The 24,637-nt window shown below is 34.2% G+C and carries 23 protein-coding genes; 17 read left to right on the top strand and 6 right to left on the bottom strand.

All coding sequences use genetic code 11. The annotated features are described in order from the left end of the window. The first annotated feature begins 20 nt into the window (after positions 1-20). The 4 genes from AAIE21_RS19565 (at position 21) to AAIE21_RS19550 (ending at position 5,118) form a co-directional block, all read left to right on the top strand. Positions 21-1,436 (top strand): amino acid permease, encoded by a 1,416-nt coding sequence (locus AAIE21_RS19565; RefSeq protein WP_343268316.1) that lies wholly within the window; start codon positions 21-23, stop codon positions 1,434-1,436. Positions 1,437-1,561: 125 nt separating this feature from the next. Further along, positions 1,562-2,122 (top strand): class I SAM-dependent methyltransferase, encoded by a 561-nt coding sequence (locus AAIE21_RS19560; RefSeq protein WP_343268315.1) that lies wholly within the window; start codon positions 1,562-1,564, stop codon positions 2,120-2,122. A 223-nt stretch (positions 2,123-2,345) separates the two neighbouring features. Next, on the top strand, positions 2,346-2,723 hold the full coding sequence (locus AAIE21_RS19555) for an ArsR/SmtB family transcription factor (RefSeq protein WP_016113065.1): 378 nt from the start codon (positions 2,346-2,348) through the stop codon (positions 2,721-2,723). A gap of 28 nt (positions 2,724-2,751) precedes the next feature. Beyond that, positions 2,752-5,118, top strand: coding sequence for a heavy metal translocating P-type ATPase (locus AAIE21_RS19550; RefSeq protein WP_343268314.1), 2,367 nt, complete (start codon positions 2,752-2,754; stop codon positions 5,116-5,118). Between the two features lie 562 nt (positions 5,119-5,680). On the opposite strand, the gene AAIE21_RS19545 is transcribed toward AAIE21_RS19550, so the two are convergent. Further along, entirely contained in the window at positions 5,681-7,144 is a 1,464-nt protein-coding gene (locus AAIE21_RS19545; RefSeq protein WP_343268313.1) for a nicotinate phosphoribosyltransferase, read from the bottom strand. A gap of 321 nt (positions 7,145-7,465) precedes the next feature. Between AAIE21_RS19545 and AAIE21_RS19540 the strand changes: the two genes are divergently transcribed. From AAIE21_RS19540 to AAIE21_RS19530, 3 genes are all read left to right on the top strand, one after another. Continuing rightward, complete coding sequence (locus AAIE21_RS19540) at positions 7,466-8,734, top strand: helix-turn-helix domain-containing protein (RefSeq protein WP_343268312.1); 1,269 nt, start codon at positions 7,466-7,468, stop codon at positions 8,732-8,734. A gap of 1 nt (position 8,735) precedes the next feature. Next, entirely contained in the window at positions 8,736-8,864 is a 129-nt protein-coding gene (locus AAIE21_RS19535; RefSeq protein WP_343268311.1) for an NprX family peptide pheromone, read from the top strand. A 178-nt stretch (positions 8,865-9,042) separates the two neighbouring features. Further along, entirely contained in the window at positions 9,043-10,743 is a 1,701-nt protein-coding gene (locus AAIE21_RS19530) for a M4 family metallopeptidase (RefSeq protein WP_343268310.1), read from the top strand. Positions 10,744-10,791: 48 nt separating this feature from the next. Here the strand turns inward: AAIE21_RS19530 and AAIE21_RS19525 are convergent, their stop codons facing one another. Further along, complete coding sequence (locus tag AAIE21_RS19525) at positions 10,792-11,340, bottom strand: TVP38/TMEM64 family protein (protein ID WP_343268309.1); 549 nt, start codon at positions 11,338-11,340, stop codon at positions 10,792-10,794. A gap of 489 nt (positions 11,341-11,829) precedes the next feature. On the opposite strand from AAIE21_RS19525, the gene AAIE21_RS19520 reads away from it, so the two are divergent. Both AAIE21_RS19520 and AAIE21_RS19515 read left to right on the top strand, forming a co-directional pair. Beyond that, entirely contained in the window at positions 11,830-12,348 is a 519-nt protein-coding gene (locus AAIE21_RS19520) for an RNase A-like domain-containing lipoprotein (protein WP_343268308.1), read from the top strand. A 15-nt stretch (positions 12,349-12,363) separates the two neighbouring features. Continuing rightward, entirely contained in the window at positions 12,364-12,636 is a 273-nt protein-coding gene (locus tag AAIE21_RS19515) for a hypothetical protein (protein WP_343268307.1), read from the top strand. Positions 12,637-12,640: 4 nt separating this feature from the next. Here AAIE21_RS19515 and AAIE21_RS19510 read toward each other — a convergent pair whose 3' ends face one another. The 3 genes from AAIE21_RS19510 to AAIE21_RS19500 form a co-directional block, all read right to left on the bottom strand. Continuing rightward, entirely contained in the window at positions 12,641-13,894 is a 1,254-nt protein-coding gene (locus AAIE21_RS19510) for a VanW family protein (RefSeq protein ID WP_343268306.1), read from the bottom strand. Between the two features lie 246 nt (positions 13,895-14,140). Beyond that, positions 14,141-15,154, bottom strand: coding sequence for an LCP family glycopolymer transferase (locus AAIE21_RS19505; RefSeq protein ID WP_343268305.1), 1,014 nt, complete (start codon positions 15,152-15,154; stop codon positions 14,141-14,143). Between the two features lie 194 nt (positions 15,155-15,348). Then, positions 15,349-16,527, bottom strand: coding sequence for a NupC/NupG family nucleoside CNT transporter (locus AAIE21_RS19500; RefSeq protein ID WP_343268304.1), 1,179 nt, complete (start codon positions 16,525-16,527; stop codon positions 15,349-15,351). A gap of 92 nt (positions 16,528-16,619) precedes the next feature. Here AAIE21_RS19500 and gloA2 point away from each other — a divergent pair, with 92 nt between their 5' ends. From gloA2 to AAIE21_RS19460, 8 genes are all read left to right on the top strand, one after another. After that, complete coding sequence (gloA2, locus tag AAIE21_RS19495) at positions 16,620-17,006, top strand: SMU1112c/YaeR family gloxylase I-like metalloprotein (protein ID WP_343268303.1); 387 nt, start codon at positions 16,620-16,622, stop codon at positions 17,004-17,006. Between the two features lie 182 nt (positions 17,007-17,188). Then, on the top strand, positions 17,189-18,484 hold the full coding sequence (locus AAIE21_RS19490) for a hemolysin family protein (RefSeq protein WP_343268377.1): 1,296 nt from the start codon (positions 17,189-17,191) through the stop codon (positions 18,482-18,484). A 204-nt stretch (positions 18,485-18,688) separates the two neighbouring features. Further along, on the top strand, positions 18,689-20,122 hold the full coding sequence (aspA, locus tag AAIE21_RS19485) for an aspartate ammonia-lyase (RefSeq protein ID WP_343268302.1): 1,434 nt from the start codon (positions 18,689-18,691) through the stop codon (positions 20,120-20,122). A 360-nt stretch (positions 20,123-20,482) separates the two neighbouring features. After that, a complete protein-coding gene (locus AAIE21_RS19480; RefSeq protein WP_343268376.1) occupies positions 20,483-21,364 on the top strand; it encodes an aminoglycoside 6-adenylyltransferase in 882 nt (293 codons plus the stop codon). 487 nt (positions 21,365-21,851) lie between these two features. Further along, positions 21,852-22,556, top strand: coding sequence for an alpha/beta hydrolase (locus tag AAIE21_RS19475; RefSeq protein WP_343268301.1), 705 nt, complete (start codon positions 21,852-21,854; stop codon positions 22,554-22,556). A 238-nt stretch (positions 22,557-22,794) separates the two neighbouring features. Further along, entirely contained in the window at positions 22,795-23,085 is a 291-nt protein-coding gene (locus tag AAIE21_RS19470) for a hypothetical protein (RefSeq protein ID WP_343268300.1), read from the top strand. Further along, positions 23,086-23,286: a hypothetical protein gene (locus AAIE21_RS19465; RefSeq protein WP_343268299.1), complete on the top strand. Its 201-nt coding sequence runs from the start codon at positions 23,086-23,088 to the stop codon at positions 23,284-23,286. A 42-nt stretch (positions 23,287-23,328) separates the two neighbouring features. Next, positions 23,329-23,532 (top strand): hypothetical protein, encoded by a 204-nt coding sequence (locus AAIE21_RS19460; protein ID WP_343268298.1) that lies wholly within the window; start codon positions 23,329-23,331, stop codon positions 23,530-23,532. 322 nt (positions 23,533-23,854) lie between these two features. On the opposite strand, the gene AAIE21_RS19455 is transcribed toward AAIE21_RS19460, so the two are convergent. Further along, positions 23,855-24,484 (bottom strand): LysE family translocator, encoded by a 630-nt coding sequence (locus tag AAIE21_RS19455; protein WP_343268297.1) that lies wholly within the window; start codon positions 24,482-24,484, stop codon positions 23,855-23,857. Positions 24,485-24,637: the final 153 nt, after the last annotated feature.

Here is a 24,637-nt window from a genome sequence, read left to right as displayed (position 1 = left end):
AGTAAAAGGGGGCATACATCGTGGCCAACCTATTTAAAAAGAAATCCGTTACGCAATTGTTAGGGGAAAGTAAAAGTAAGACTTTGTCTAAAACTTTAGGGGCATTCGACCTAACAATGCTAGGGATTGGTGCGATAATCGGTACAGGAGTTCTTGTGTTAACTGGATTAGTAGCAGCAAGAGATGCTGGTCCGGCAGTTATTTTTTCATTTATGATTGCAGCAATTGTTTGTGGATTTGCAGCATTATGTTATGCGGAAGTTGCTTCTACGCTTCCGGTATCGGGTAGTGTGTATACCTATTCATATGCAACAATCGGTGAGTTTGTAGCCCATTTAATGGGTTGGACGTTATTATCGGTATACGTTGTAACAACAGCAGCAGTAGCTGGTGGATGGACAGGTTATTTCCATAACTTGGTAAGTGGATTTGGACTAGAAATTCCAAAGGAACTGTTAACGATTCCATCACAAGGTGGTATTGTGAACTTGCCAGCAGTAATTATTACACTAGTGTTAACATTGCTATTATCGCGTGGTACGAAAGAGAGTAAACGTGTGAATAATGCAATGGTATTAATCAAAATTGGTATTGTTATCCTATTCCTTGCGGTTGGTGTATTCTATGTGAAACCAGAAAACTGGATTCCATTTGCACCATATGGTTTAAGTGGAGTCTTTGCCGGAGGAGCAGCTGTATTCTTTGCTTTCTTAGGTTTTGATGCACTAGCAACTTCAGCAGAAGAAGTGAAAAATCCACAGCGTGACCTTCCAATTGGTATCATTGCTTCGTTAGTTATTTGTACAATCATTTACGTTGCGGTTTGTCTTGTTATGACTGGTATGGTTTCTTACAAGGAACTAGATGTACCAGAAGCGATGGCTTATGTATTAGAGGTTGTTGGACAAGATAAAGTAGCTGGTGTAATTGCTGTCGGAGCTGTAATTGGTATTATGGCTGTAATTTTTGCTTATATTTACGCAACAACACGTGTATTCTTTGCAATGAGTCGTGACGGTTTATTGCCAGAATCTTTTGCGAAAATCAACAAAAAGACAGAAGCACCGACATTTTCAACATGGTTAACAGGAATTGGTAGTGCTTTAATTGCTGGATTTGTCGATTTAAAAGAATTATCGAATTTAGCGAATATTGGAGCGCTATTAACATTTGCGATGGTTGGTGTAACAGTTATCATCCTTCGTAAAACACATCCGAAATTACAGCGCGGATTTATGGTACCACTTGTACCAACTTTACCGATCATTTCAATCGTATGCTGTCTATTCTTAATGGTAAACCTACCATTAACGACATGGCTGTACTTCGGTGCTTGGTTAGCAATTGGAGTAGTCGTATACTTTGTTTATTCGAAAAAGCACAGTCATCTAAAAGAAGATGGAAGTTCGCAAGATAGCTTAGAAGAAGCTAATTAAGGGGATATAATAAATTGTAAGCCTTGTGTGCCTAGGGAGCGCGCAAGGCTTTTTCTTTTGGTCAAAGGAGGAGAAATTAACATCTTGTAAAATTTATATGTTGAAATATTCAAAGGGGTGAAATAATGGTTGTAAAAGATGAATTAAAAGTCGTTGTTGGTGCAGGAGAGTTTAACAATAATCCGGGTTGGTTACATACGAATGAAGAAGAATTGAATTTATTAAAAAGAGAAGATTGGGTGAAAAGGTTTGACCCTAACTCTTTAGCAATAATTTTAGCGGAGCATGTATGGGAACATTTATCATATGAAGAAGGTATAGAAGCAGCAAAATTGTGTTATGAATTTTTAAAGCAGGGTGGTTATATTCGGTGTGCGGTTCCGGATAGCTTTTTTCCAGATGAAGAATACCAAGAAGGTGTACAAGTTGGTGGGCCTGGTCCGTTAGATCATCCAGCAGCGAGCCATAAAATTGTTCATAATTATAAAACGATGTCAGCTATGTTTGAAAGTGCAGGATTTGAGGTGAAACTTTTGGAGTATTGTGATGAAAGTGGGGATTTTCATTATAATGATTGGGATGAAAAAGAAGGATTTATTTATCGGTCTAAACGCTTTGATCATCGAAATCAGAACGGAAAGATAGGTTTTGCTTCGTTAATTGTTGATGCAGTGAAAACTGAATAAGGTAAGAAAAAGGATGTATGAAAGGATGGAGACTTTCATACATCCTTTTTGTATGAAGAATATAACGGATGCGGACAATAAGTTATATGTTGTTGAAATGTGAACAAAATGTTCAAAAAGTTTATTGCGGATTTTATTGACACATATGAATAGGCGCTCATATAATAAAGGTATAAGATATATGAATGATTGTTCATATGTTCAGATAAAGAGGTGAGCTATAATGGCTGAAAATAAAGTGGAAACATGCCAAGAAGCATGTTCTCAAACAATTATCCATGAAGAAGTTGTTGATCAAGTAAAACAAACAATCCCAGCTGACGAAAGTTTAAGCAAGGTGGCGGAATTATTTAAAGTATTAGGTGACCGTACGCGTACACGTATTTTACACGCATTATTTGAAGCGGAAATGTGCGTGTGTGATTTAGCTTATTTACTCGGCATGACACAATCATCTATTTCCCATCAACTTCGTGTATTAAAGCAAGCAAAACTTGTGAAAAACCGTAAAGAGGGTAAGGTTGTCTATTATTCATTAGCTGACCATCACGTAATCGGTATCTTCGAGCAAGCATTCGAACACGTAAACGAGGAAGAATAAAAAAAGAAATGCACAAGGAGGGAGAAAGATGGCAGAAGCACTAGTGAAACGGAAACTTGTGTTAGAAGGATTAGATTGTGCGAATTGTGCGATGAAAATTGAAAAAGGCGTTAGCGGATTAGACGGCGTTTCCTCTTGTTCTGTGAACTTTGCAACAAAGACGATGGTTTTAGAAACAGAGAAAAATCGAGAAAATAACGTTGTTACTGAAGCGAAACAACTTGTCACAAAACTAGAACCGCATATTAAAGTACAGGAAGAACAAAAAACAAAAACTGCAAAAGAAGTATTTGTATTAGAAGGATTAGATTGTGCAAATTGTGCAATGAAGGTTGAGACAAAGGTAAAAGAAATGCCTACGGTTTCAAATGCGACTGTCGATTTCGTATCAAAGAAATTAAAAATAGAAGTGGCAAATAAAAAAGAGCTCGAAACGACGGTGCAAGATATAAAAAATATTGTTCAAAAGTTAGAGCCAGATGTAAAAGTTATTCGTGAAGAAAAAGCAGGACATGATCATGGTCATAGCCACGATCATGGTGAAGGAAATGTGAAGAAAATGCTGTGGCGCTTAGCGATTGGCGGTGTCTTAACAGGAATCGCTGCACTTGCAGGATTACCACAAATGATGACTATTCCACTTTTCGTTATCGCATATTTACTAATTGGTGGAGATATCGTTTGGCGAGCTGTAAGAAATATAACACGAGGCCAAATATTTGATGAAAACTTTTTAATGGCGATTGCCACACTGGGAGCATTTGCAATCGGGCAATATTCGGAAGCTGTTGCGGTTATGCTCTTTTACCAAGTAGGTGAATTATTCCAAAGCATTGCGGTAAATCGTTCTCGAAAATCAATTACTTCATTAATGGATATTCGTCCTGATTATGCAAATGTTAAAGTTGGTAACGAAACAAAACAAGTTTCACCGGAAGATGTGCAAATCGGAGATTACATCATTGTTAAACCAGGTGAAAAAGTACCATTAGATGGAAAAGTTGTTGAAGGAACATCAATGGTAGATACTTCAGCACTAACAGGTGAATCTGTACCGCGTGAAGTAGAAGTTGGGAATGATGTATTAAGTGGTTTTGTGAATCAAAATGGTGTACTAACCATTGAGGTAACAAAAGAATTTGGTGAATCCACAGTATCGAAAATTTTAGATTTAGTACAAAATGCAAGTAGCCGAAAAGCGCCGACAGAAAACTTTATTACGAAATTTGCGCGTTACTACACTCCAGTTGTCGTTATTACAGCAGCAGTACTAGCGTTTATTCCACCACTTATATTAGAAGGCGCTACATTCTCAGATTGGATTTATCGTGCGTTAGTATTCCTTGTTATTTCTTGTCCATGTGCGTTAGTAGTATCTATTCCACTTGGATTCTTTGGTGGTATTGGTGGAGCATCTAAAAGTGGTATTTTAATCAAAGGAAGTAACTATTTAGAAGCGTTAAATGATGTGAAACATATTGTCTTCGATAAAACAGGAACATTAACAAAAGGTGTTTTTAAAGTAACGAAGATGGAACCAAATGGAGCAACTACGAAAGAAGAGCTTCTTGAATATGCAGCATTTGCAGAAGTATATTCAAACCATCCAATTGCGCAATCTATTCGGAGTAGCTATGGAAAATCAATTGATGAAAATATGATTGAGGATTACAGTGAAATTTCTGGTCACGGTACAGTTGTAAAAGTACAAGGGAAAGAAATTTTTGCGGGTAATGCAAAATTAATGAAAAAAGAAAATATCGCATTCCAGCAACCGCAAACAGTAGGCACACTTGTTCACGTTGCTGTAGATGGTGCATATGCAGGTTATATCGTCATTTCAGATGAAGTGAAAGAGGATTCAAAACAAGCGATTCAAAAATTAAAAGAACTTGGTATTAAGAAAACAGTCATGTTAACAGGTGATGCGAAATTAGTTGGGGAAGCGGTTGGTAAAGAACTTGGTTTAGATGAAGTTCATGCTGAATTATTGCCACAGCAAAAAGTAGAAGAAATTGAAAAAATTGATGCGGCAAAACAGGAAAAAGAAAAAGTCGCTTTCGTTGGTGATGGCATTAATGATACACCAGTTTTAGCAAGAGCTGATGTTGGGATTGCGATGGGTGGATTAGGATCTGATGCAGCGATTGAAGCGGCGGATATCGTAATCATGACAGATGAACCTTCTAAAATTGCAACAGCTGTTAAAATCGCTAAACGTACACGCAGCATTGTATGGCAAAATATTATTTTTGCACTTGGTGTAAAAGGACTTGTCCTATTACTGGGGGCATTCGGAATTGCAACAATGTGGGAAGCTGTTTTCTCCGATGTGGGTGTTACGCTACTTGCTGTATTGAATGCGATGCGTGTATTACGAGTAAAAGACTTGTAAAAAACCTATATTAAGCTTTTTTATCAGAAAAATAAACGTTTTACCTTGTCTTGCGTAAAGTGTCCATTTAGCGAAAGAAGTGCCGTACAATTTGTATTTTGCAACGTTTTAATAGACCTTTCGATTAATAAAGCTTTGGAAACTTGTTTTACCTCGTATTAACTGCTCGTAAAAGCCCGATTGGTGAGGGCTAATAATCAGTGGGGGATGAAGATCCCCCCACTGATTAAAGTTTCAATTTATCGGAAGTTCACGCAACATGTCCAAACTATATAGTTTTGCTTAGCATATGATATATATATAGGTATAGTCTGCCTTATACGTACAAACATCTCCACTCTACATGGTATCAATATTCGAACAAGCTTCCAATCTTGGAGGCGTTAGAACCTTTCTCGTTTACGAGAAAGGTTTTTTTACTTTGGTATAAAAATCAACAATACTCGAACTGTACTACTAATAAAACAAAAGACTCTAACATATTAGTCATATACAATATGTTAGAGTCTTTATTTTTAAAAACATTTTTAAATTTAGATCTTGATAACAATTGTTTCTCTTTTTATTTTTGAATATTATTCGCAACTTGCTCACGTACAGTTTGAATATAATTCATTTTATGATCCCAGCACTCTTGGCTTAAATCAACCGGATATTCTTCAGGATTAAGAGTTCGTTTATATTCTTCCCAAAATACATTTAAACTATCATGTGCATACTGCTGGATATTTTGTATTTCAGGCAGTTTATATGTGCGTTTACCTTTCACAAAAATATTATGGTGTAGTTCTTTTGCTTCAAAATTTGTGACAAATTTACTGATGTATGTATGGACAGGATGGAACATTTTTAAACGTTCCTCCTGCTCTGGTACTTCAGTTTCTAGCGCAATATAATCCCCTTCGGAGTGTCCGTTGACGCGATTAATAATGCGATATACACGTTTTAAACCAGGTGTTGTAATCTTTTCAGGATTGGAAGAAATTTTGATTGTATCGTTTAGCGTCCCATTCTCATCTTCAATCGCAACTAATTTATAAACAGCACCTAATGCAGGTTGTTCAAAGGAAGTGATGAGTTTTGTTCCAACGCCCCATACATCAATTTTTGCTCCTTGGGATTTTAAATGCATAATTGTATATTCATCTAAATCGCTAGAAGCGATAATTTTTGTATTGGTAAATCCTGCTGTGTCAAGTAGTTTTCGTGCCTCTTTTGATAAATAAGCCATATCACCGCTATCAAGACGAATACCATAAAAATCAATGTGGTCGCCGAATTCTTTAGCAACGCGAATCGCATTTGGTACACCGGATTTTAACGTATCATATGTATCAACGAGAAAAACACATTTCTTATGTGTTTCAGCGTATTTTTTAAATGCAACATATTCATTACGATAAGCCTGGACAAAGGAATGAGCATGCGTCCCAGCAACAGGAATACCAAATCGTTTTCCAGCACGGACGTTGCTAGTAGAAGAAAAACCACCAATAAAGGCTGCACGTGTACCCCAAAGGGCAGCGTCGAATTCGTGAGCACGACGAGTGCCAAATTCTAATAGTTCATCATTATCTGCTGCATGTTTCATACGAGCAGCTTTTGTAGCGATTAATGTTTGGTAATTCACAATGTTTAACAAAGCAGTTTCAATAATTTGAGCTTCACCAAGAGGGGCGTCAACACGCAATAATGGTTCGTTATTAAAAACAACCTCTCCTTCTTGCATACTGCGAATTGTTCCCGTAAACTTCATGTTTTGTAAATAATGCAGAAATTCCTCTTCAAATTCCAGTTCTTTTAAATAAGCGATGTCACTATCAGTAAAACGAAAATTCTCTATGTACTCTATAATTTTTTCAAGACCAGCAAAAACAGCATAACCATTTTTAAATGGAAGCTTCCGGAAATATAAATCAAAAACAGAGCGGCGATTATGAATACCGTCTTTCCAATATGTATAAGCCATGTTGATTTGATATAAATCTGTATGTAAGGCGTAACTATCGTCTTTATAATGATTCATTGCGAAAACACCTCCGTAATTTTGTTATAGTATAACAATTTTTATTAGTTTATGCCAAAGGAGAGCGTTTTAATGAGAAGAGAATTCCCTCTCGTTTATTATTCTAGGAAGATAAATAATAATAATTGATGGCTATTGAACGTGGTAAACTCAAAGTTTAGGTAGTTCAGCAGCTTTTTCTAGCATAAAAATTAATTGAAGAAGGGGAAATAAAAGTAATAAATGAAAAATTCTTTAGAAAATTTACATTTATTAATTTATATTTTTCTGATTTTTATGTATTATTAAAGTAGTGAGGGTAAATGAGAATGGAGGAGGGCAATGCAACAAACACTAGAGAAAATCGGCAAACAAGTTTTTTATAAACGACTGCAGCAAAAAATGACACAAGAAGAATTATGTCAGGGCATTTGTTCCGTCTCATATTTAAGTAAGATTGAAAATGGAAAGATAGAAGCATCGGAGGAAATTTTACAGTTGCTCTGCGCGAGGTTAGAGATTGCTGTGTCGGATTTGAGAGATGTAGAAGAAGAAGTGAAAGAGAAATTAGATGATTGGTTAAACGCATTAGTTCATTTGGACAAAGGGCAGGTTGAACGCATATATAACGAATTACAGTCTGAAATGAAAAATGTCTTAGATTTTGAAATTATAAATTATTATAATCTGCTGTATACACGTTATTTGATTATGAAAAGAGATCTTCCTGCGCTTGAAGAAGAACTAGAGAAATTAAGGAAGATGTATAAGAAGTATTCCCCGTTTCAGAAGTTGTTGTATACGTATAGTAGGGCGTTAATGTATTTCATGAAGCATAGATATAACGCTTCGCTTGAATGTTTGATCCAGACAGAGTTAATGGCAAAAGAACAAGGGTATTATGAGACTGGAATTTATTATAATTTAGCACTTGTATATCGTCATTTAGAGATCGAGCATATGGCATTATACTTTGCTAATGTTGCATTAGAAGGGTTTCGCAATGAATATAAATTCCGAAACGTAATAAATTGTCAGCTTCTCATTGCGTTTAGTTATATACGTAAAAAACAATATAGTGAAGCTATGGAGATTTATAATAATATTTTAAGAGAAGCGAATTCTTTTGCTGATAAAGAGACAATTATAGCAATTGTTTTAAACAATATAGGACTTCTGCATTATTGCCAACATAATTACGCTGAGGCAAAAGAATATTATTTAAAAGGTTTGCAGTATAAAAAGGAAGAAGATTTAAATTATATTGACGCCATATATGAGATTTCTTTACAGTGTGTTCAATTGGAAGAGTTTGAAGAAGCGAGAGAATGGATTGAAAAAGGCATTAGTGTTGCAATAAAAGATGAAAAATATAAAAGTAAGTTACACTTATTATTGATTCTTAAATATAAATATTTTGAAAAAAAAGAAGCATATAAGAGGTTTTTAGAGACGGAAGCGGTGCCGTTCTTTAAAACTGAAGAAAATGTAAAGCGTTTGAAAAAGGTGTACTTAGAACTAGCTGAATACTTTGAAGGATTATTAGAGTACCAAGAGAGCAATCGTTATTATAAATTAGCGCTTGCATTATCAGAAGAAGGAGGAAATTGATATGAAAAAGTTAATTATTGGTGCATTTACAGTTATGGGAATTTTAGCTGCGATATTAGGACCGCAGTATGGTTCAGTACCAGATATGTATGGTCAAGAAACGAATACAGCAGAAACAGTAAATGTATAATAAATTCCCAAAAAAGGCCCTTTCCAAAACGGAAAGGGCCTTTCTCAATATTTGTTCCCCAAAATTCTACAAAACTTGAGAAATGAATTATTTGAATTTTTAGTATATAAATAATAGAAACCAGATGCTAATATAAAGTTACTCTTTTTCAAAAATTTTTTATTAGGGGGAAGGTAATATGAAAAAGAAGAGTTTAGCATTTGTATTAGCGGCAGGAATGGCAGTTACAACATTTGGAGGGACAAGCTCTGCATTTGCAGATTCAAAGAATGTGCTCTCTACGAAAAAGTATAACGAGGCAGTGCAGTCACCTGAGTTTATCTCTGGAGATTTGACTGGAGCAACTGGAAAGAAAGCAGAATCTGTTGTGTTTGATTATTTAAATGCAGCAAAAGGGGAGTATAAGCTAGGAGAAAAGAGTGCAGAGGATTCTTTCAAAGTGAAACAAGTGAAAAAGGATTCTGTAACGAATGCAACAGTGGTACGTATGCAACAAATGTATGAAGGCACACCAGTATGGGGGTCTACTCAACTAGCCCATGTTAGTAAAGATGGTTCATTGAAAGTACTATCTGGAACAGTTGTACCTGATCTAGACAAAAAAGAAAAATTACAAAATAAAAATAAGATTGAAGGTAAAAAAGCGATTGAAATTGCACAGCAAGATCTAGGATTAACTCCAAAATATGAGGTAGAACCATCAGCAGATTTATATGTATATCAAAATGGTGAAGACACAACTTATGCATATGTTGTGAAATTAAACTTCTTAGAGCCAAAACCAGGAAACTATTATTATTTCATCGAAGCTGATAGTGGCAAGGTGTTGAATAAATTCAACACGATTGATCATGTGACAGGTGAAGATAAAGCACCGCTTAATCAAGAAGCTGTCAAACAAGAAGGAAAGGCAGTTGTAAAACCTGTAACGGGAACAAATAAAGTTGGAACAGGTAAGGGTGTACTAGGAGATACGAAATCTATTAATACAACGTTATCTGGATCTTCTTATTACTTACAAGACAATACGCGAGGAGCAACAATTTTCACATATGATGCGAAAAATCGCTCTACATTACCGGGAACATTATGGGCAGATACAGATAATGTTTTCAATGCAAGTCGTGATGCGGCAGCAGTAGATGCTCATTATTATGCAGGTAAAACATATGATTATTATAAAAACACATTTAACCGTAATTCATTTAATGACGCTGGAGCACCATTAAAATCAACGGTTCATTACAGTAGTGGATATAATAATGCATTCTGGAATGGCTCGCAAATGGTATATGGAGACGGAGATGGTTATACATTTACTGCCTTATCCGGTGGATTAGATGTAATTGGGCATGAATTAACACATGCTGTTACAGAATATAGCTCAAATCTTATTTATCAAAATGAGTCAGGAGCATTAAATGAAGCGATTTCTGATGTTTTTGGTACTTTAGTAGAGTACTATGATAATCGTAATCCGGATTGGGAAGTAGGAGAAGATATTTATACGCCTGGTCAAGCAGGGGATGCTCTTCGTTCTATGAGTGATCCAACGAAATACGGTGACCCAGATCATTATTCTAAGCGTTATACTGGTTCAAGTGATAATGGCGGTGTTCATACGAACAGCGGTATTATCAATAAAGCAGCGTATTTACTAGCAAATGGTGGCACGCACTACGGTGTAACAGTGAATGGTATTGGTAAGGATAAAGTAGGTGCAATCTATTATCGTGCAAATACACAATACTTCACTGAATCTACTACATTTAGCCAAGCTCGTGCTGGCTTAGTACAAGCAGCAGCTGATTTATATGGTGCAACCTCGGCTGAAGTTACAGCAGTGAAACAATCGTATGATGCAGTTGGTGTAAAATAAGGTTTCTTCATGATATAAAAATAAAAAAGGGAGCGAATGCTCCCTTTTTTATTTTTTCTTCCACTTTCTCCATATATACAATAACCCGATACAACCTGCAATTGTTATAATCCACTTTGCTTCATTTGTTCCATTCATAACATGATATGCCGAATACACTTCAATGAGTAAAGCTGGGATTTTTCCTAGTGTACTGGCAATACTGAAAGAGAGTAGGGACATTTTCCCTAAAGCTGCGAATAAAGTAACAATACTTGATGGAATAAAGGGAACGAAGCGGAATGATAAAACGAGCAAAAAAGCTTCTTTTCCTTGAACATAAAGGAGTTGCTCTACCCTTGGATAATGATTTATCTTGTTTTGTGCGAATTTCTGAAGACCTAACCGATAGAAATAAAAAGAAATAATGGCTCCTAATGCTTCGCCTGCGATCGAAATGATTGTTCCAGCTGTTAAACCGAAAAGTTGTATGTTGATTGCAGTTAGAAAAATACTTGGAATGAAACCAGCAAAGCTAATGATGATATTAAATAGAATACTAAGTGGAATCGCTAGCGTGTAATGTTCTGTGAGTACATCACGAATCAGTTCTTGCATATTGTTATAGTCCTTTGTCTTTTTTAGCATTACATCATATTTAATCAATATAGGCAAGCGTAGATTTTTACTTAAAATGAATGCTTTTATCTCGCTATTTTAGGACAGTAACACGCTAGCTTCAAAGTGTAGTAAAAATGAAGGCATATAAAAGCTTAATCCATGGAGAACGGGAAAATATGGATTAAATATACATCTAGTGATGAAAATGCACATTTATACCCTTTGTGGGTATGAGGTATATAAAAATAGGGGTATATTTACAACCAATAAATGTTATTAAAATAGGGTTTTTGTTAAAATTATTAAATATACCCCTTTTAATAAAAGGTTTATTGCATAGATTATGGTTCTCAGTCAGAGAAAATGGTTCTGTGAACGGGAAACAATAAGAAAAAGCATGTAGAAATTTAGAATGCTACATGCTTTTTCTTATCTAAAATTGACTTTTGATGAAGTTCCGATAATAATCATGAAAGAGGTGATATGATGAAACGATTATGGAGTATTTTTTTGAGCAGCGTACTTGCGATGATCCTTGTGTTAAGTGGTTGTACAGGACAAGAACAGAAAAAAGAAAGTCCAAAAGAAAGCAATTCAACATCAATAGAAAAAATTAGCGACAATATTTTAGACGAAATGGAAGGGCCACCGAAAAACGGTCATACGATAGAACGTCATGTTGGGAAAAAAGAAGAGGATTTGAAGAAGCGATTGCAGACAGATAAAGTATCCGCAGCAAGTACATACTACGATAAAGCGACAGCAACTAAAGCTGTTAAAGATAGTTTAAAGCAACATGAACAGGAAATTGAGAAGTGGTTAAAGAATTCCAAAGAAAATCGTCTCGTATTAAATACGAAGCATTCATTTCCTGTTGGAAAAACAGTATTAAAGAAAGATATGAGTGTGAAAGATAATCTGATGAATACAGTCACTGTCTTAGCACGAGATAAGTCAGGAGAATTAGGATTTAAAATTATTACTTCCTATCCATCTGATAAATAAGAAAGGGGGAGTAGCATGTATCCGACATTTCAATATTTCTTAAAAGCATATTGCACATTAAGTGTACATGAGGAAGAGATTATAGATGTAATGACGGAGTTTTTAGAGCAAGAGGATCAAGAAATGATTGCGAAATTACAACATGAGTTATTACATATACAAAAGGAAAATTCTTGGGAAGACGGTTGTTTATTGGCAGCTAAACAAGGAAATCGTATATGGTCATTAGAAGAGACGAAAGAACATATACAGACATTTGTACATTTATTACAAAACAAAAAGGCGTGAATTATCACGCCTTTTTGTATACACTTTTTGAAATTTGGCCATTTGATATAACTTGACCGTTTTGTGTTACTTTTTTATATGTGACAGCTGTAATTTTATTTCCAGTATCACTAATTACTTTTGACGAAACTTCTACATTCTTGCCAGTAGGTGTACCGAAAATACGTGTTGTTATGCTACTGCCATTAGAAAATGCTTGAATATAAATATATTTGCCAGTATTATTTTTGAATTTTAAATCTGGACCATAATCTGCTACAGCAGCATCTTGACCAAGTGGCAAGTAGTGAACGGGCATAGAATGGTTACTACGAGCAACAACTCCTAAGTCAGCGCGTAATGCTGCCCCATATAGCGTACTACTCACTTGGCAAACGCCGCCCCCAGCGCTCTGGACAACTTTTCCTTGTAAAAAAACAGCTGCGGATTTATAACCATGGGCTGCATCTGTAACACCAACGCGTCCGTTGAAGCTAAATGTTTCATCAGGTGCTACAATCGCTCCGCTTAAAGTATTCGCAGACTTGTTTACATTAAAGGATTGACTTCCGTTTCGACCAGTCATAGGAGTAGAATATTCAGCGATAACTTCTGTAATACCCATATTTTGTATATCTTCTGTAGAACGTTCTGGGTTTATGGAGGAAATTGGGAGCTGAATATCTTGCGTACCAGCGGTAATTGCTTTTGCTGTTAATTCTTTTAATTTTTCTTTATCAACTTTTTCGCCATTTTGACTTTGACTAATATTTACTGTTGTTCCAGTAACACTTAATTCAGCATTTACAGGTTCTTTTAAGGTTTCGTTATATTTTTCTTTTATAAAGGCTTCATAAGCTGTTGTATTTAACCGGGGTGTTAATTTATATTCACGTTTCAGCTCACCATTTTCAGCTTGTTTTCGCATTTTATAGCGATTCATAATGTTTCCTTTTTGCTCTTTAAAGATTTTTTCGACAATGTCTTTTTCTTTATATTCAATCCCTAGGTCTTTCCACGTATAAGTTTGTGTATTACCCTGGAATGCATAGTTAATAGATTTTTTATTGGATTCATCAATTTTTTGTTGAATAATTTCTTGGACATCTTTTTTACTTTTACCATCAAGAGAAGTGCCTTCAAATGTAGTATGTGGCAATACATCTGTATCGAGCTGTTTATTTAATTTAGAAACGTATTGATAACCACCAATCCCACCTGCACATAGTAATATTCCACCAGTGATAGCAGAACCAATAAGTAATTTACGTAGCTTCATTTACTTCCCCCCAAAAAAGTTAATATATAAGGTCATATGTATTCGTTTTTTATGTATAAATGATAAAAATAGTATTATATATGTCCTAGTATACTATTATTTTCCTTATAGGTGTAATATTTTTATAAAAATTGTTACAGTTCTGTAATATTTGTCTCTTTTTGTCATTATTTGTGTAAAAAATGAAAGAATTTTGTTGAAAATTATAATAAAAAGGCTGCTCAGAAAATCCTAGCAGCCTTTTTATTATAATTTTTTATGCTCAGTTTTATTCGTGACACCGAGATGTTGTTGTAATGTTGTAGTTATGTCTTGTACGCTTTTTTCATCCGGAATATAGTAGTAAATGCCATCTATATATTTATCGTCACCTTTTACTTGCAGTTTATCCATCTTTAAGTTGGATCCCATTGTATTCTTCGTAATTGTCATCATGTCGTCAAAAGTTAAGTTTGTTTTTAAATCATGGTCAACAGCATCTAATAAGCCACCAATTTTATTAATGGAGTTTACAGATAGTGCTTTTTGAGCAATCGCTTCTAAGACAAGCTGTTGACGTTGACCGCGCATATAATCGCTATCGATATGACGAGTTCTTGCTAGAGCAAGTGCTTCCTCACCATTTAAATGCTGACGCCCTTTTTTTAGATGAATTGCGCCTGCTTCATCTTTACTATTTTGCTCTGTAAATTCAACAGGGACGTCTACAGTGATGCCACCAAGAGAATCGACAATTTTTATAAATGATTTAAAGTTAAATTTCACATAGTAGTCAACAGGAACATTTAAAAAGTTTTCAACTGTATCGATTGTACTATCTACGCCTCCAAATACGTGGGCGTGCGTAATCTTATCTTGTTTATCGCGTGATTTAATATAGACACGTGAGTCGCGTGGTATGCTGACAAGCTTTACTGATTTATCATTTTTATTGATTGTAGCAAGTAACAATGCATCTGTACGTGTAGCTTTGCCGTAAGATTTTTCGCGAAGGTCACTTTCGTCAACACCCATAATAAGGACAGAAACATTATCGGTCATCGGCTTAACAGCTTTTTCTCGTTTATCGGATTTATCGCCTCTACCTAGTTTAGAATAGGCATTATTTACAATTGATTTTGCTTTACTGTATATATGGAAAGAATATCCTCCACCCCCAATTGTTACAATAAGCAATGGAATGAGAACAAACCATAGTAGGCGTCTTTTTTTAAATCGCCTCTTTGAGGTTCTATTATTGTTTTCTAAATCTGAGTTCATTGTTTTAGTTCTCCTTTAAATCATTCAATTTGTATATTTTCTTATAATGTGTAAATGAGACACATAAAGGACATTGTACGCTAGATAGATATCGTTGTACATGTATAAAAAATAGATGTCTCGATTATTTATGAGACATCTATTCGTATTGTATACAAAAAGGATGAATAAGAAAAGGATTAAATTTTACCTCCTTATAGCATAATACTTACAATAATTGCAGATAAAATACTGACGAGTGTTGCACCGTACAACAGTTTTAAACCGAAGCGAGCAACAACATTACCTTGTTCTTCATTTAATCCTTTAACGGCACCGGAAATAATTCCTATAGAAGAGAAGTTAGCAAAGGATACAAGAAAAACGGAAATAATGCCTACCGTACGAGGAGAGAGACTATTTGCAAGCTTGCTGAGATCCATCATGGCTACAAATTCATTCGTTACAAGCTTTGTGGCCATAATACTTCCTGCAGTGACAATTTCATTACCGGGCACACCAATAAGAAAAGCGATAGGAGAGAAAACATAACCGAGTAACTGTTGAAATGTAATTCCAAAAATAAGATGGAATAAATCATTAATACAGCTAATTAAGGCAACAAATCCAATCAACATGGCACCAACCACAATAGCAACGCGAAATCCATCTAGAATATATTCTCCAAGCATTTCAAAAAAGGTTTGTTTTTCGCCTTTAATTTCTAAAATATCCTCTTCTTCTTTAACCTCATATGGATTAATAATGAGTACGATAATAAAACCACTGAATAAATTTAAGACCAGAGCGGTTACTACATATTTTGGCTCAATCATTGTCATATAAGCACCGACAATTGACATGGATACAGTTGACATAGCGGAAGCGCAAAGTGTATACAAGCGATGTTTTGGAATTTGGGCAAGCTGTTTTTTTACGGTAATAAATACTTCTGATTGACCTACAATAGCAGACGCGACAGCGTTATAAGATTCTAGCTTGCCAAGTCCGTTTATTTTGCTGAGAAAAAAACCAATCCAGCGAATAAAGAACGGGAGTATTTTGAAGTGCTGTAAGATACCAATTAAGACAGAAATAAAGACAATTGGTAAAAGTACATTGATGAAAAATGGCATTTCTCCCTTGTTTGTAATACCACCAAATACAAAGTTTACCCCAGATGCAGCGTAGTCCAATAATTTCGTAAATAAATTAGAAACCATGGTTACGAGTATGAGACCAATTTCTGTATTTAATAGTAAATAGGTTAAAATTAACTGTATAATAAGCATAATGAAAATCGGTTTGAATTTAATATGCTTTTTATTATTACTTGCTATGTAGGCAAGAAAGAAAACAACAACAAGACCGAGAAAAAAAGTAACAAATCGCATAGTTAGCCTCCTAAAAGAGATATTCTGTTACATAGGTTTTTCATTTCGAGGGAGAATATGCATGTTTGGTAAAGAGAGGAATGAAGTAAAGCGTGAATATATCTGGAGTGCATCATATTGCAATTATTTGTTCTGACTATAAAACATCTAAAAACTTCTATACTGAAATTTTAGGATTTAATGTGTTAAATGAAGTTTACAGGAAAGAAAGGGATTCTTATAAATTAGATTTATGTGTAGGAGGAGAGTATCAAATTGAGTTATTTTCATTTCCAAATCCTCCAAATCGACAAAGTTTCCCTGAAGCAGCTGGTCTTAGACATTTAGCATTTGCAGTTACGGATATACAAGAGGCAGTTAGATATTTAAATCAATGCGGAGTAGATACGGAGCCAATACGTGTTGATGAAATAACAGGAAGACGATTTGTATTTTTCCAAGATCCGGATTGCTTACCGTTAGAATTATACGAGGATTGAAAATTGGGGAATTTTATATAGGTTTGCTTTTTGACAAATGAAGAGACTAAGAACAAAGTGAAACTTCCATTCGTTTTTCATTCAATCAGCTTCTTTGATTGAGAGAAAACTTCTTTTAAAAAGGAGGTGTAACTTTAGCTAAGAAAAGCTAAAGGTGTTCTTTGGAAATTACTAAATTAATCATGGTTTTCATTCTTATCGCATTAACTGGTTTTTTTGTGGCAGTTGAATTTGCAATTATAAAAGTTCGTAGTAGTCGCATTGATCAGCTTGTAGGAGAAAACAAACGAGGGGCACTAGCAGCTAAGAAAGTAATTTCAAATTTAGACGAATACTTATCAGCATGTCAGCTTGGAATTACAATTACAGCTCTAGGGTTAGGCTGGTTAGGCGAACCAACGATAAAGCATTTATTGGAACCCGTATTTTTAAAAATTGAACTTTCACCAACGGTTGCAAGTACTATTTCTTTTATTATTGCATTTGCCGTTATTACATTTTTACATGTTGTAATCGGAGAGTTGGCACCAAAAACATTTGCCATTCAAAAAGCAGAGCAAGTAAGCTTGTTATTAGCTCAGCCGCTCATTTATTTTTACCGCATTATGTATCCGTTTATTTGGGCTCTAAATGGATCAGCCCGTCTTGTGACTGGCTTATTTGGTTTACATCCGGCTTCTGAGCACGAAGTTGCACATTCAGAAGAGGAATTAAGACTTATTTTATCAGAGAGTTATGAAAGCGGAGAAATTAATCAGGCTGAATTTAAATATGTAAATAATATTTTTGAATTTGATAACCGGGTAGCAAAAGAAATTATGGTCCCACGTACTGAAATTGTTGGTTTATATGAAGATGAACCGTTTGAGACACATATTAAAGTGATTGGGCAAGAAAAGTATACAAGGTATCCTGTATTTGGAGAAGATAAAGATGAGATTATTGGAATGGTTAATGTAAAGGATCTATTTATTCGTTATATGGACGGTGGTCGAAATGAAGAATGCTCCATCGTTCCTTATACGAGACCTGTTATTGAAGTGCTGGAAAACATCCCAATTCATGATTTGTTATTGCAAATGCAAAAAAGAAGAATTCCGCTTGCAGTTTTATATGATGAATATGGAGGCACCGCAGGGATTGTTACACTTGAAGATATTTTAGAGGAGATTGTTGGTGAAATTCGCGATGAGTATGATGAAGATGAACATCCGCCCATTGAGCATAGAAGTGAAACATGTAAAATTGTAGACGGAAAAGTACTCATTAGTGAAGTGAATGATTTGCTCGGTTTACATTTAATTGCTGATGATGTAGATACAATCGGTGGCTGGATTATGATGCAAAAACAAATCATTACTGAAGGAGATATTATTGAGACAAATGGTTGGGTATTCAAAGTTCTCGAAAAAGATATGCATCAAATTAAGCGAGTAGAAATAAAGAAAGTTGCAGCAGAAAATCCAGCAATTGATTAACCTTTATAAATCAGTGGGAACGGGGAACTCCCACCAGCTACAATTTAAGTGGGTGATTTTGCAGAAAAACAATATTGTTTGCGCTTTCAAAAAAGGTGCTCTATAGTGAAGATGGATATGGAAATATATTTCTTATAAAAATCATATTTTCATAGAAAATGTTTTTAGGGCATCGATTAGAATGAAAAGTATAGGTGATGAAAAATGATAGCAATGACAAACATACGTATAGAAAAAGATTTTTTAGGTGAGAAAGAAGTGCCAAATGAAGCTTACTATGGTGTTCAAACTTTGCGCGCTGTAGAAAATTTTCCAATTACGGGATATCGTATTCATGAGTCACTCATTACTGCTATGGCCATTGTAAAAAAGGCGGCAGCACTTGCAAATATGGAGACGGGATATTTATCAAAAAATATTGGGCAAGAAATTGCGGAAGCTGCTCAGGAGATTGCTGATGGGAAATTTCACAATCAGTTTATTGTAGATCCCATTCAAGGTGGGGCAGGAACCTCAATTAATATGAACACAAATGAAGTAATTGCAAATCGTGCATTAGAACGAATGGGTTATGAAAAGGGAAACTATGCAATGATTAGCCCTAATACTCATGTAAATATGGCGCAATCAACAAATGATGCGTTTCCAACAGGAATTCATATTGCAACGTTAATGATGCTTGAAGAACTGCTTATTACAATGGGGGAACTTCACCTTGCCTTTACCAATAAAGCAACAGAATTTGACCATGTGATTAAAATGGGGCGTACCCATCTACAGGATGCAGTTCCAATTCGCCTTGGGCAAGAATTCGAAGCGTATAGTCGTGTATTAGAGCGTGATATAAAGCGAATTAAACAGTCTCGTCAACATTTATATGAAGTAAATATGGGCGCAACGGCTGTTGGAACAGGGTTAAACGCAAATCCTACTTATATTGAACAAGTTGTAAAACATTTACGAAATCTGAGTGGTTTTCCACTTGTAGGTGCAGAGCATTTAGTCGATGCAACGCAAAATACAGATGCGTATACAGAAGTATCAGCAGCACTGAAAGTATGTATGATGAACATGTCTAAAATTGCCAATGACTTGCGCATTATGGCATCTGGTCCACGTGTCGGATTAGCTGAAATTCAATTACCAGCTCGGCAACCAGGATCATCTATTATGCCAGGAAAAGTAAATCCAGTTATGGCGGAAGTGGTTAACCAAGTTGCTTTCCAGGTCATTGGAAATGACCATACAATATGTTTAGCATCAGAAGCAGGGCAATTAGAGCTAAATGTAATGGAGCCAGTGTTAGTATTTAATTTAATTCAGTCTATTAGCATTATGAAGAATGCATTCCGTGTATTTCGTGAATATTGTATTGAAGGTATTACAGCAAATGAAGAGTTGTTAAAACAATATGTTGAGAAAAGTGTTGGAGTTATTACGGCAGTGAATCCTCATATTGGATATGAGACGGCATCTCGAATTGCTCGTGAAGCGATTGTGACAGGTAAATCTGTTCGTGAGCTTTGCTTAGAACATGGTGTGTTAACAGAAGAAGAACTCGATATTATTTTGGATCCATATGAAATGACGCATCCTGAAATTGCGGGTGCATCGCTATTAAAAAATAAAAAATCCTGATACTTTGTGTTTTATTAAAAGTCAAGATTATAATGAAATGATTTGATAGTAAAGAAGTAATAAATAATGTCGCACATTATATAAGGTAAAATAAAAGGATAGATCAAAGCGGAACTTTATCAGCTTTATCTATCCTTTTTGTAATATATATGTTTTCATTTGCTACAACAACTTAAAATTTGTGCAGAGATAATAAAGTTGTTTCTGTAGTGCTTAAAGAAATAGCTGCACCATTTTAATAGGCTACATGCTATACGCGTAAGTCTAATGATTACAGAATATTTTGTATGAACGATTTATTTATATGCTAAAATGAAGATAATTCAAGTCAATGTACCTGATAATTCGAGGTGAATAGAAATAAGAAGTGAACAAGAAATGTTTGATTTAATATTAGGAGTAGCTAAAAAAGATAAACGAATTCGAACAGTCTATATAAATGGTTCAAGAACAAACACTAATGCTCCAAAAGATATCTTTCAGGATTACGATATTGTTTATGTAGTGACAGAAACAGCGTCTTTTATAAAAGATAAGACATGGATTCATACTTTTGGAGATTTACTTATGATACAAGAGCCTGATAAAAATAATAAATCAGCTGGTATGAATACGAATTTTGATAGGTCTTATGGGTATTTAATGCTCTTTACAGATGGAAATCGTATAGATCTTCATATCGAAACAAAAGATACAATGATTGAGGGTTATGTGAATGATAAACTTACAGTCCCATTATTAGATAAGGACAACATTCTACCACGTATTCCGGCCCCCACAGATGTTGATTATCATGTAAAAAAACCAACAGAAGCTATGTTTATGAGTTGTTGTAATGATTTTTGGTGGTGTCTACAAAACGTTGCAAAAGGGATTTGGCGTGATGAATTGACATATGCGAAGCAAATGTTTGAATATGTAATAAGAGGTAGATTGGATGAGATGGTTTCTTGGTGGATTGGTATAAAACATGACTTTCGAGTTTCAACTGGAAAAATGGGGAAGTATTTTAAAAACTATCTTCCTGAATCGTATTGGGAGATGTATGAAAAAACTTATTCTGACAATGGTTACGAGAGTTTTTGGAATTCTATATTTGTCACTTGTGAATTGTTTAGAACTTTAGCAGCAGATATTACGGATAACTTATTGTTCACATATCCAATTGATGACGATGTAAACATGACGAAATATCTTAAACATATAAGGAATTTACCTTCTGATGCAAAAGAAATACTGTAAATAAATCTATATAAGTTATCAATTTTCTCGAAAGAGCATTCAACTAACAGAAGCTTTTTTTGAATAAGTAACGATTTTTTATTCATTTTCCCAAGCCTATTAAAATGCCATAAATCCCTACTTTTTTAGTTGAAAGTAGGGATTATTTTTGAATGAAAAATTTGGACTTTTCCCCAAAGCACTACACTACATTTAATTTACAATAAAGTCATTTAAAAAATAATATAATTGTTTAAAAATCCTTCTTCCACTAACGGAGTAGATTAGCTCAATAAGGAATCAAAATAAGAACTTGTAGCTTCTGAAGAAATGGAAAAAAAGAAAGATTTTAAATACAAAGTAGACTCTGTTATACAGAGGTAGAGAGATATTATAATTCATTTGTGATAAATTAGGAATAGTTTGATTTGTTTAAAACTGAGTAGAGGATTATAAAGTGTGTACGGTTTTTTGCCAAGTCCTATATGTCATATTCTATGGAGGAAATATGCTTAAAGATAATTTTAAAATTAGTAATATTCCCACGGTTTTATGGGGAGATAAGAGTGAAAAAATTTTTATTGCAGTACATGGAAATATGTCAAATAAGGAAGATGCAGTTATTCAAATATTAGCTGAAGAAGCCAATCAAAAAGGTTATCAAGTATTAAGCTTTGATTTACCTGAGCATGGAGAAAGAAAAAATGATAACACTCCTTGCAAAGTACAGTTTTGTGTTAGTGAATTATCTATAATTATGAATTACGCAAAAGAACATTGGAAAGAAGTAAGCGTGTTTGCATGTAGTATGGGAGCTTATTTTAGCCTTTTAGCCTATCAAAATGATGTGTTAGAAAAGGCATTATTTTTATCACCAGTAGTTAATATGGAACGAATTATCGAAAATATGATGAAATGGTTTAATGTAACACCAGAGCTTTTGCAAAAAGAAATGACTATAGAGACACCTATTGGTCAAAAGTTATATTGGGATTATTTATGCTATGTAAAAGAACATCCTATTAATACATGGAATACAGATACATATATTATGTATGGAGCCAAGGATGAACTGTGCGAATTTGAAACTATTAACTATTTTACAAAAAAACATCGTTGTGAATTAGAAGTCATGGAAACAGGTGAACACTACTTTCATACTGAAGAACAGTTAAGGATATTTGAACAGTGGTTACACAAACATATCGATTAACAAATTACAATTTATCTTGAACCTGTTAGATGTGGCTTTGAAATAAGGTTTAACTGTTTTAAAAAAAGTCGCACCGTTTTGAAAAAAGTTTAACCGGAATTTCCTACCTCTTTAAAGATTGCGAGACCACTTACTATTTTATAGGTGGTCTTTTTAGTTTTTAGGAAAATAAAAAAGACATCAAATTATTTAAGAGAGTATAATTGTATGTATATATTTGATGAGGGGATACGTGAAAATGAGAAACTATTACGAAGTTGTAAGTGATTTTAAAAAAGCATTTAGTTCAAAAACTAGAAAAGAAAATGCCGTAAATCTTTTAAAAGAAAATGACGATCTCTTTTGGGATTACTTAAGCTTAGTACATCTAAGTGCCGGCCAAATATATATGGATGAAAAACCAGGGATGTCTTTATTAATTTTATCTACAAAGTTTATTAATCATACTGCAACAGCTTATGATGCACTTTTAAATTCTATGGTAGATGAATTTTTTATTTTATTCCGTCAAAGTTGCGAAGTTAAATGATTGGCTCAATATTTTATAAAACATCCTGAAAAACAAGAAGATTGGCTTTCATCTAAAAAAAATTATATTGCACCACGCGAAGTTCGAAAAGCAATTGATGAAGATGAAAAGATGAAGGGACTATATTCATATTTAAGTAGTGGAGCACATCCTAAAACGGAATCCATTTCTCACATATTACAAGAAAATCTTGTAATATGAGGAAACTATGATGAAACATTCACGCATTATGCTTTTTTACCGATGCTTAGAACTATTGATGAATATCTAGTTGAATTATTTAACGTTATACGTGAACAACATGGAATTGATCTAGAACTTTTGAGTCAAAAGGGTGCTGATAACTTTGAAGAAAATGAAGAGTTATTTACATTAGCAGTAGGACAATTTTCCATTCTTTCGGAAAAACTAGACAAACATGAAAAACTAATAAGAGAAACTTGTTAAAAATATAGTTGTTCAGTTAAAAAAATGTTTTAGACTGTATTTAGTTGGTATAATTAGATTTCCCTATTCTTATTTTCTAAATGTAATAAAGAAAAAATTTAGACTTGCCACTAGAGGTCACGAAGATACATGACAATCAATTAAAATAAAGTATTAGACTAGATTATGAACTAAGAAAGAAACAAGTGAAATAACTTTTTAGATAAACCAAAATAATAAGCAAAAAGCCCCTTCAAATTCTGAAGGGACTTTTTAGTATATAGGAATTGGTTAAACCCGATATAACATTTCTTAGAAGGGGGCATTGTTATGTTATTCAGGTTTATTGAGGAGCTTTCGTTTGAAGCAACTTTAACCCCATACCAATAAAAATCATTCCTGTTACCTTATTTAAAATCATTCCTACCTTTTGGTTTCCTCTTAGTTTTTTTGTAACATATGAAGAGAAATAAGCAACAAATAAACACCACAATAATCCAGTTACTGTAAAAGTAAGTCCTAAAATGATAAAAGGAATAGGACCTGAAGCCTTTGTATCTATAAATTGTGGAAGAAACGCAATAAAGAATAAAGAGACTTTTGGATTCGTAAGACTTGTTAAAAGCCCTTGTGTATATATCTTTCTAATGTTTAATTTATTGGATGAAGCTTGGAAATCTACATTCGTCTTATCAAGTACCATTTTAATCCCTAGATATACGAGATAGATAACACCACTAATCTTAATGATGTTAAATAATACAACGGATTTTGTAAGTATAATAGATAAACCAAAAGCAACAAATAACGTATGAACTAAAGAGCCAGTAATAATACCAAAAACAGAATATACACCTGCTTTTTTGCCTTGTGAAATACTTCTTCCCACAATATACATGGTGTCCGCACCAGGAATTAGATTTAATAAAATCCCTGTTAGTAAAAACACTTCATAATTAATAATTCCGTACATTTTAGCACCTCTATCTATTTTTTTGGTGCCCTTATTGATATTAAAGTAAATAAAAGAAAAACAAAAGTATTTTTTATTTAATCAAAAAAATCAGCAGCTTTTTGATTAACTTCCGATAACAGAATTTATATCAATAAAAGGTGTTTTCATGTA

This window comes from Paenibacillus sp. 102 (assembly GCF_039549175.1).
Lineage (GTDB): Bacteria > Bacillota > Bacilli > Bacillales > Bacillaceae_G > Bacillus_A.
This window is presented reverse-complemented; position numbering and strand designations above follow the sequence as displayed.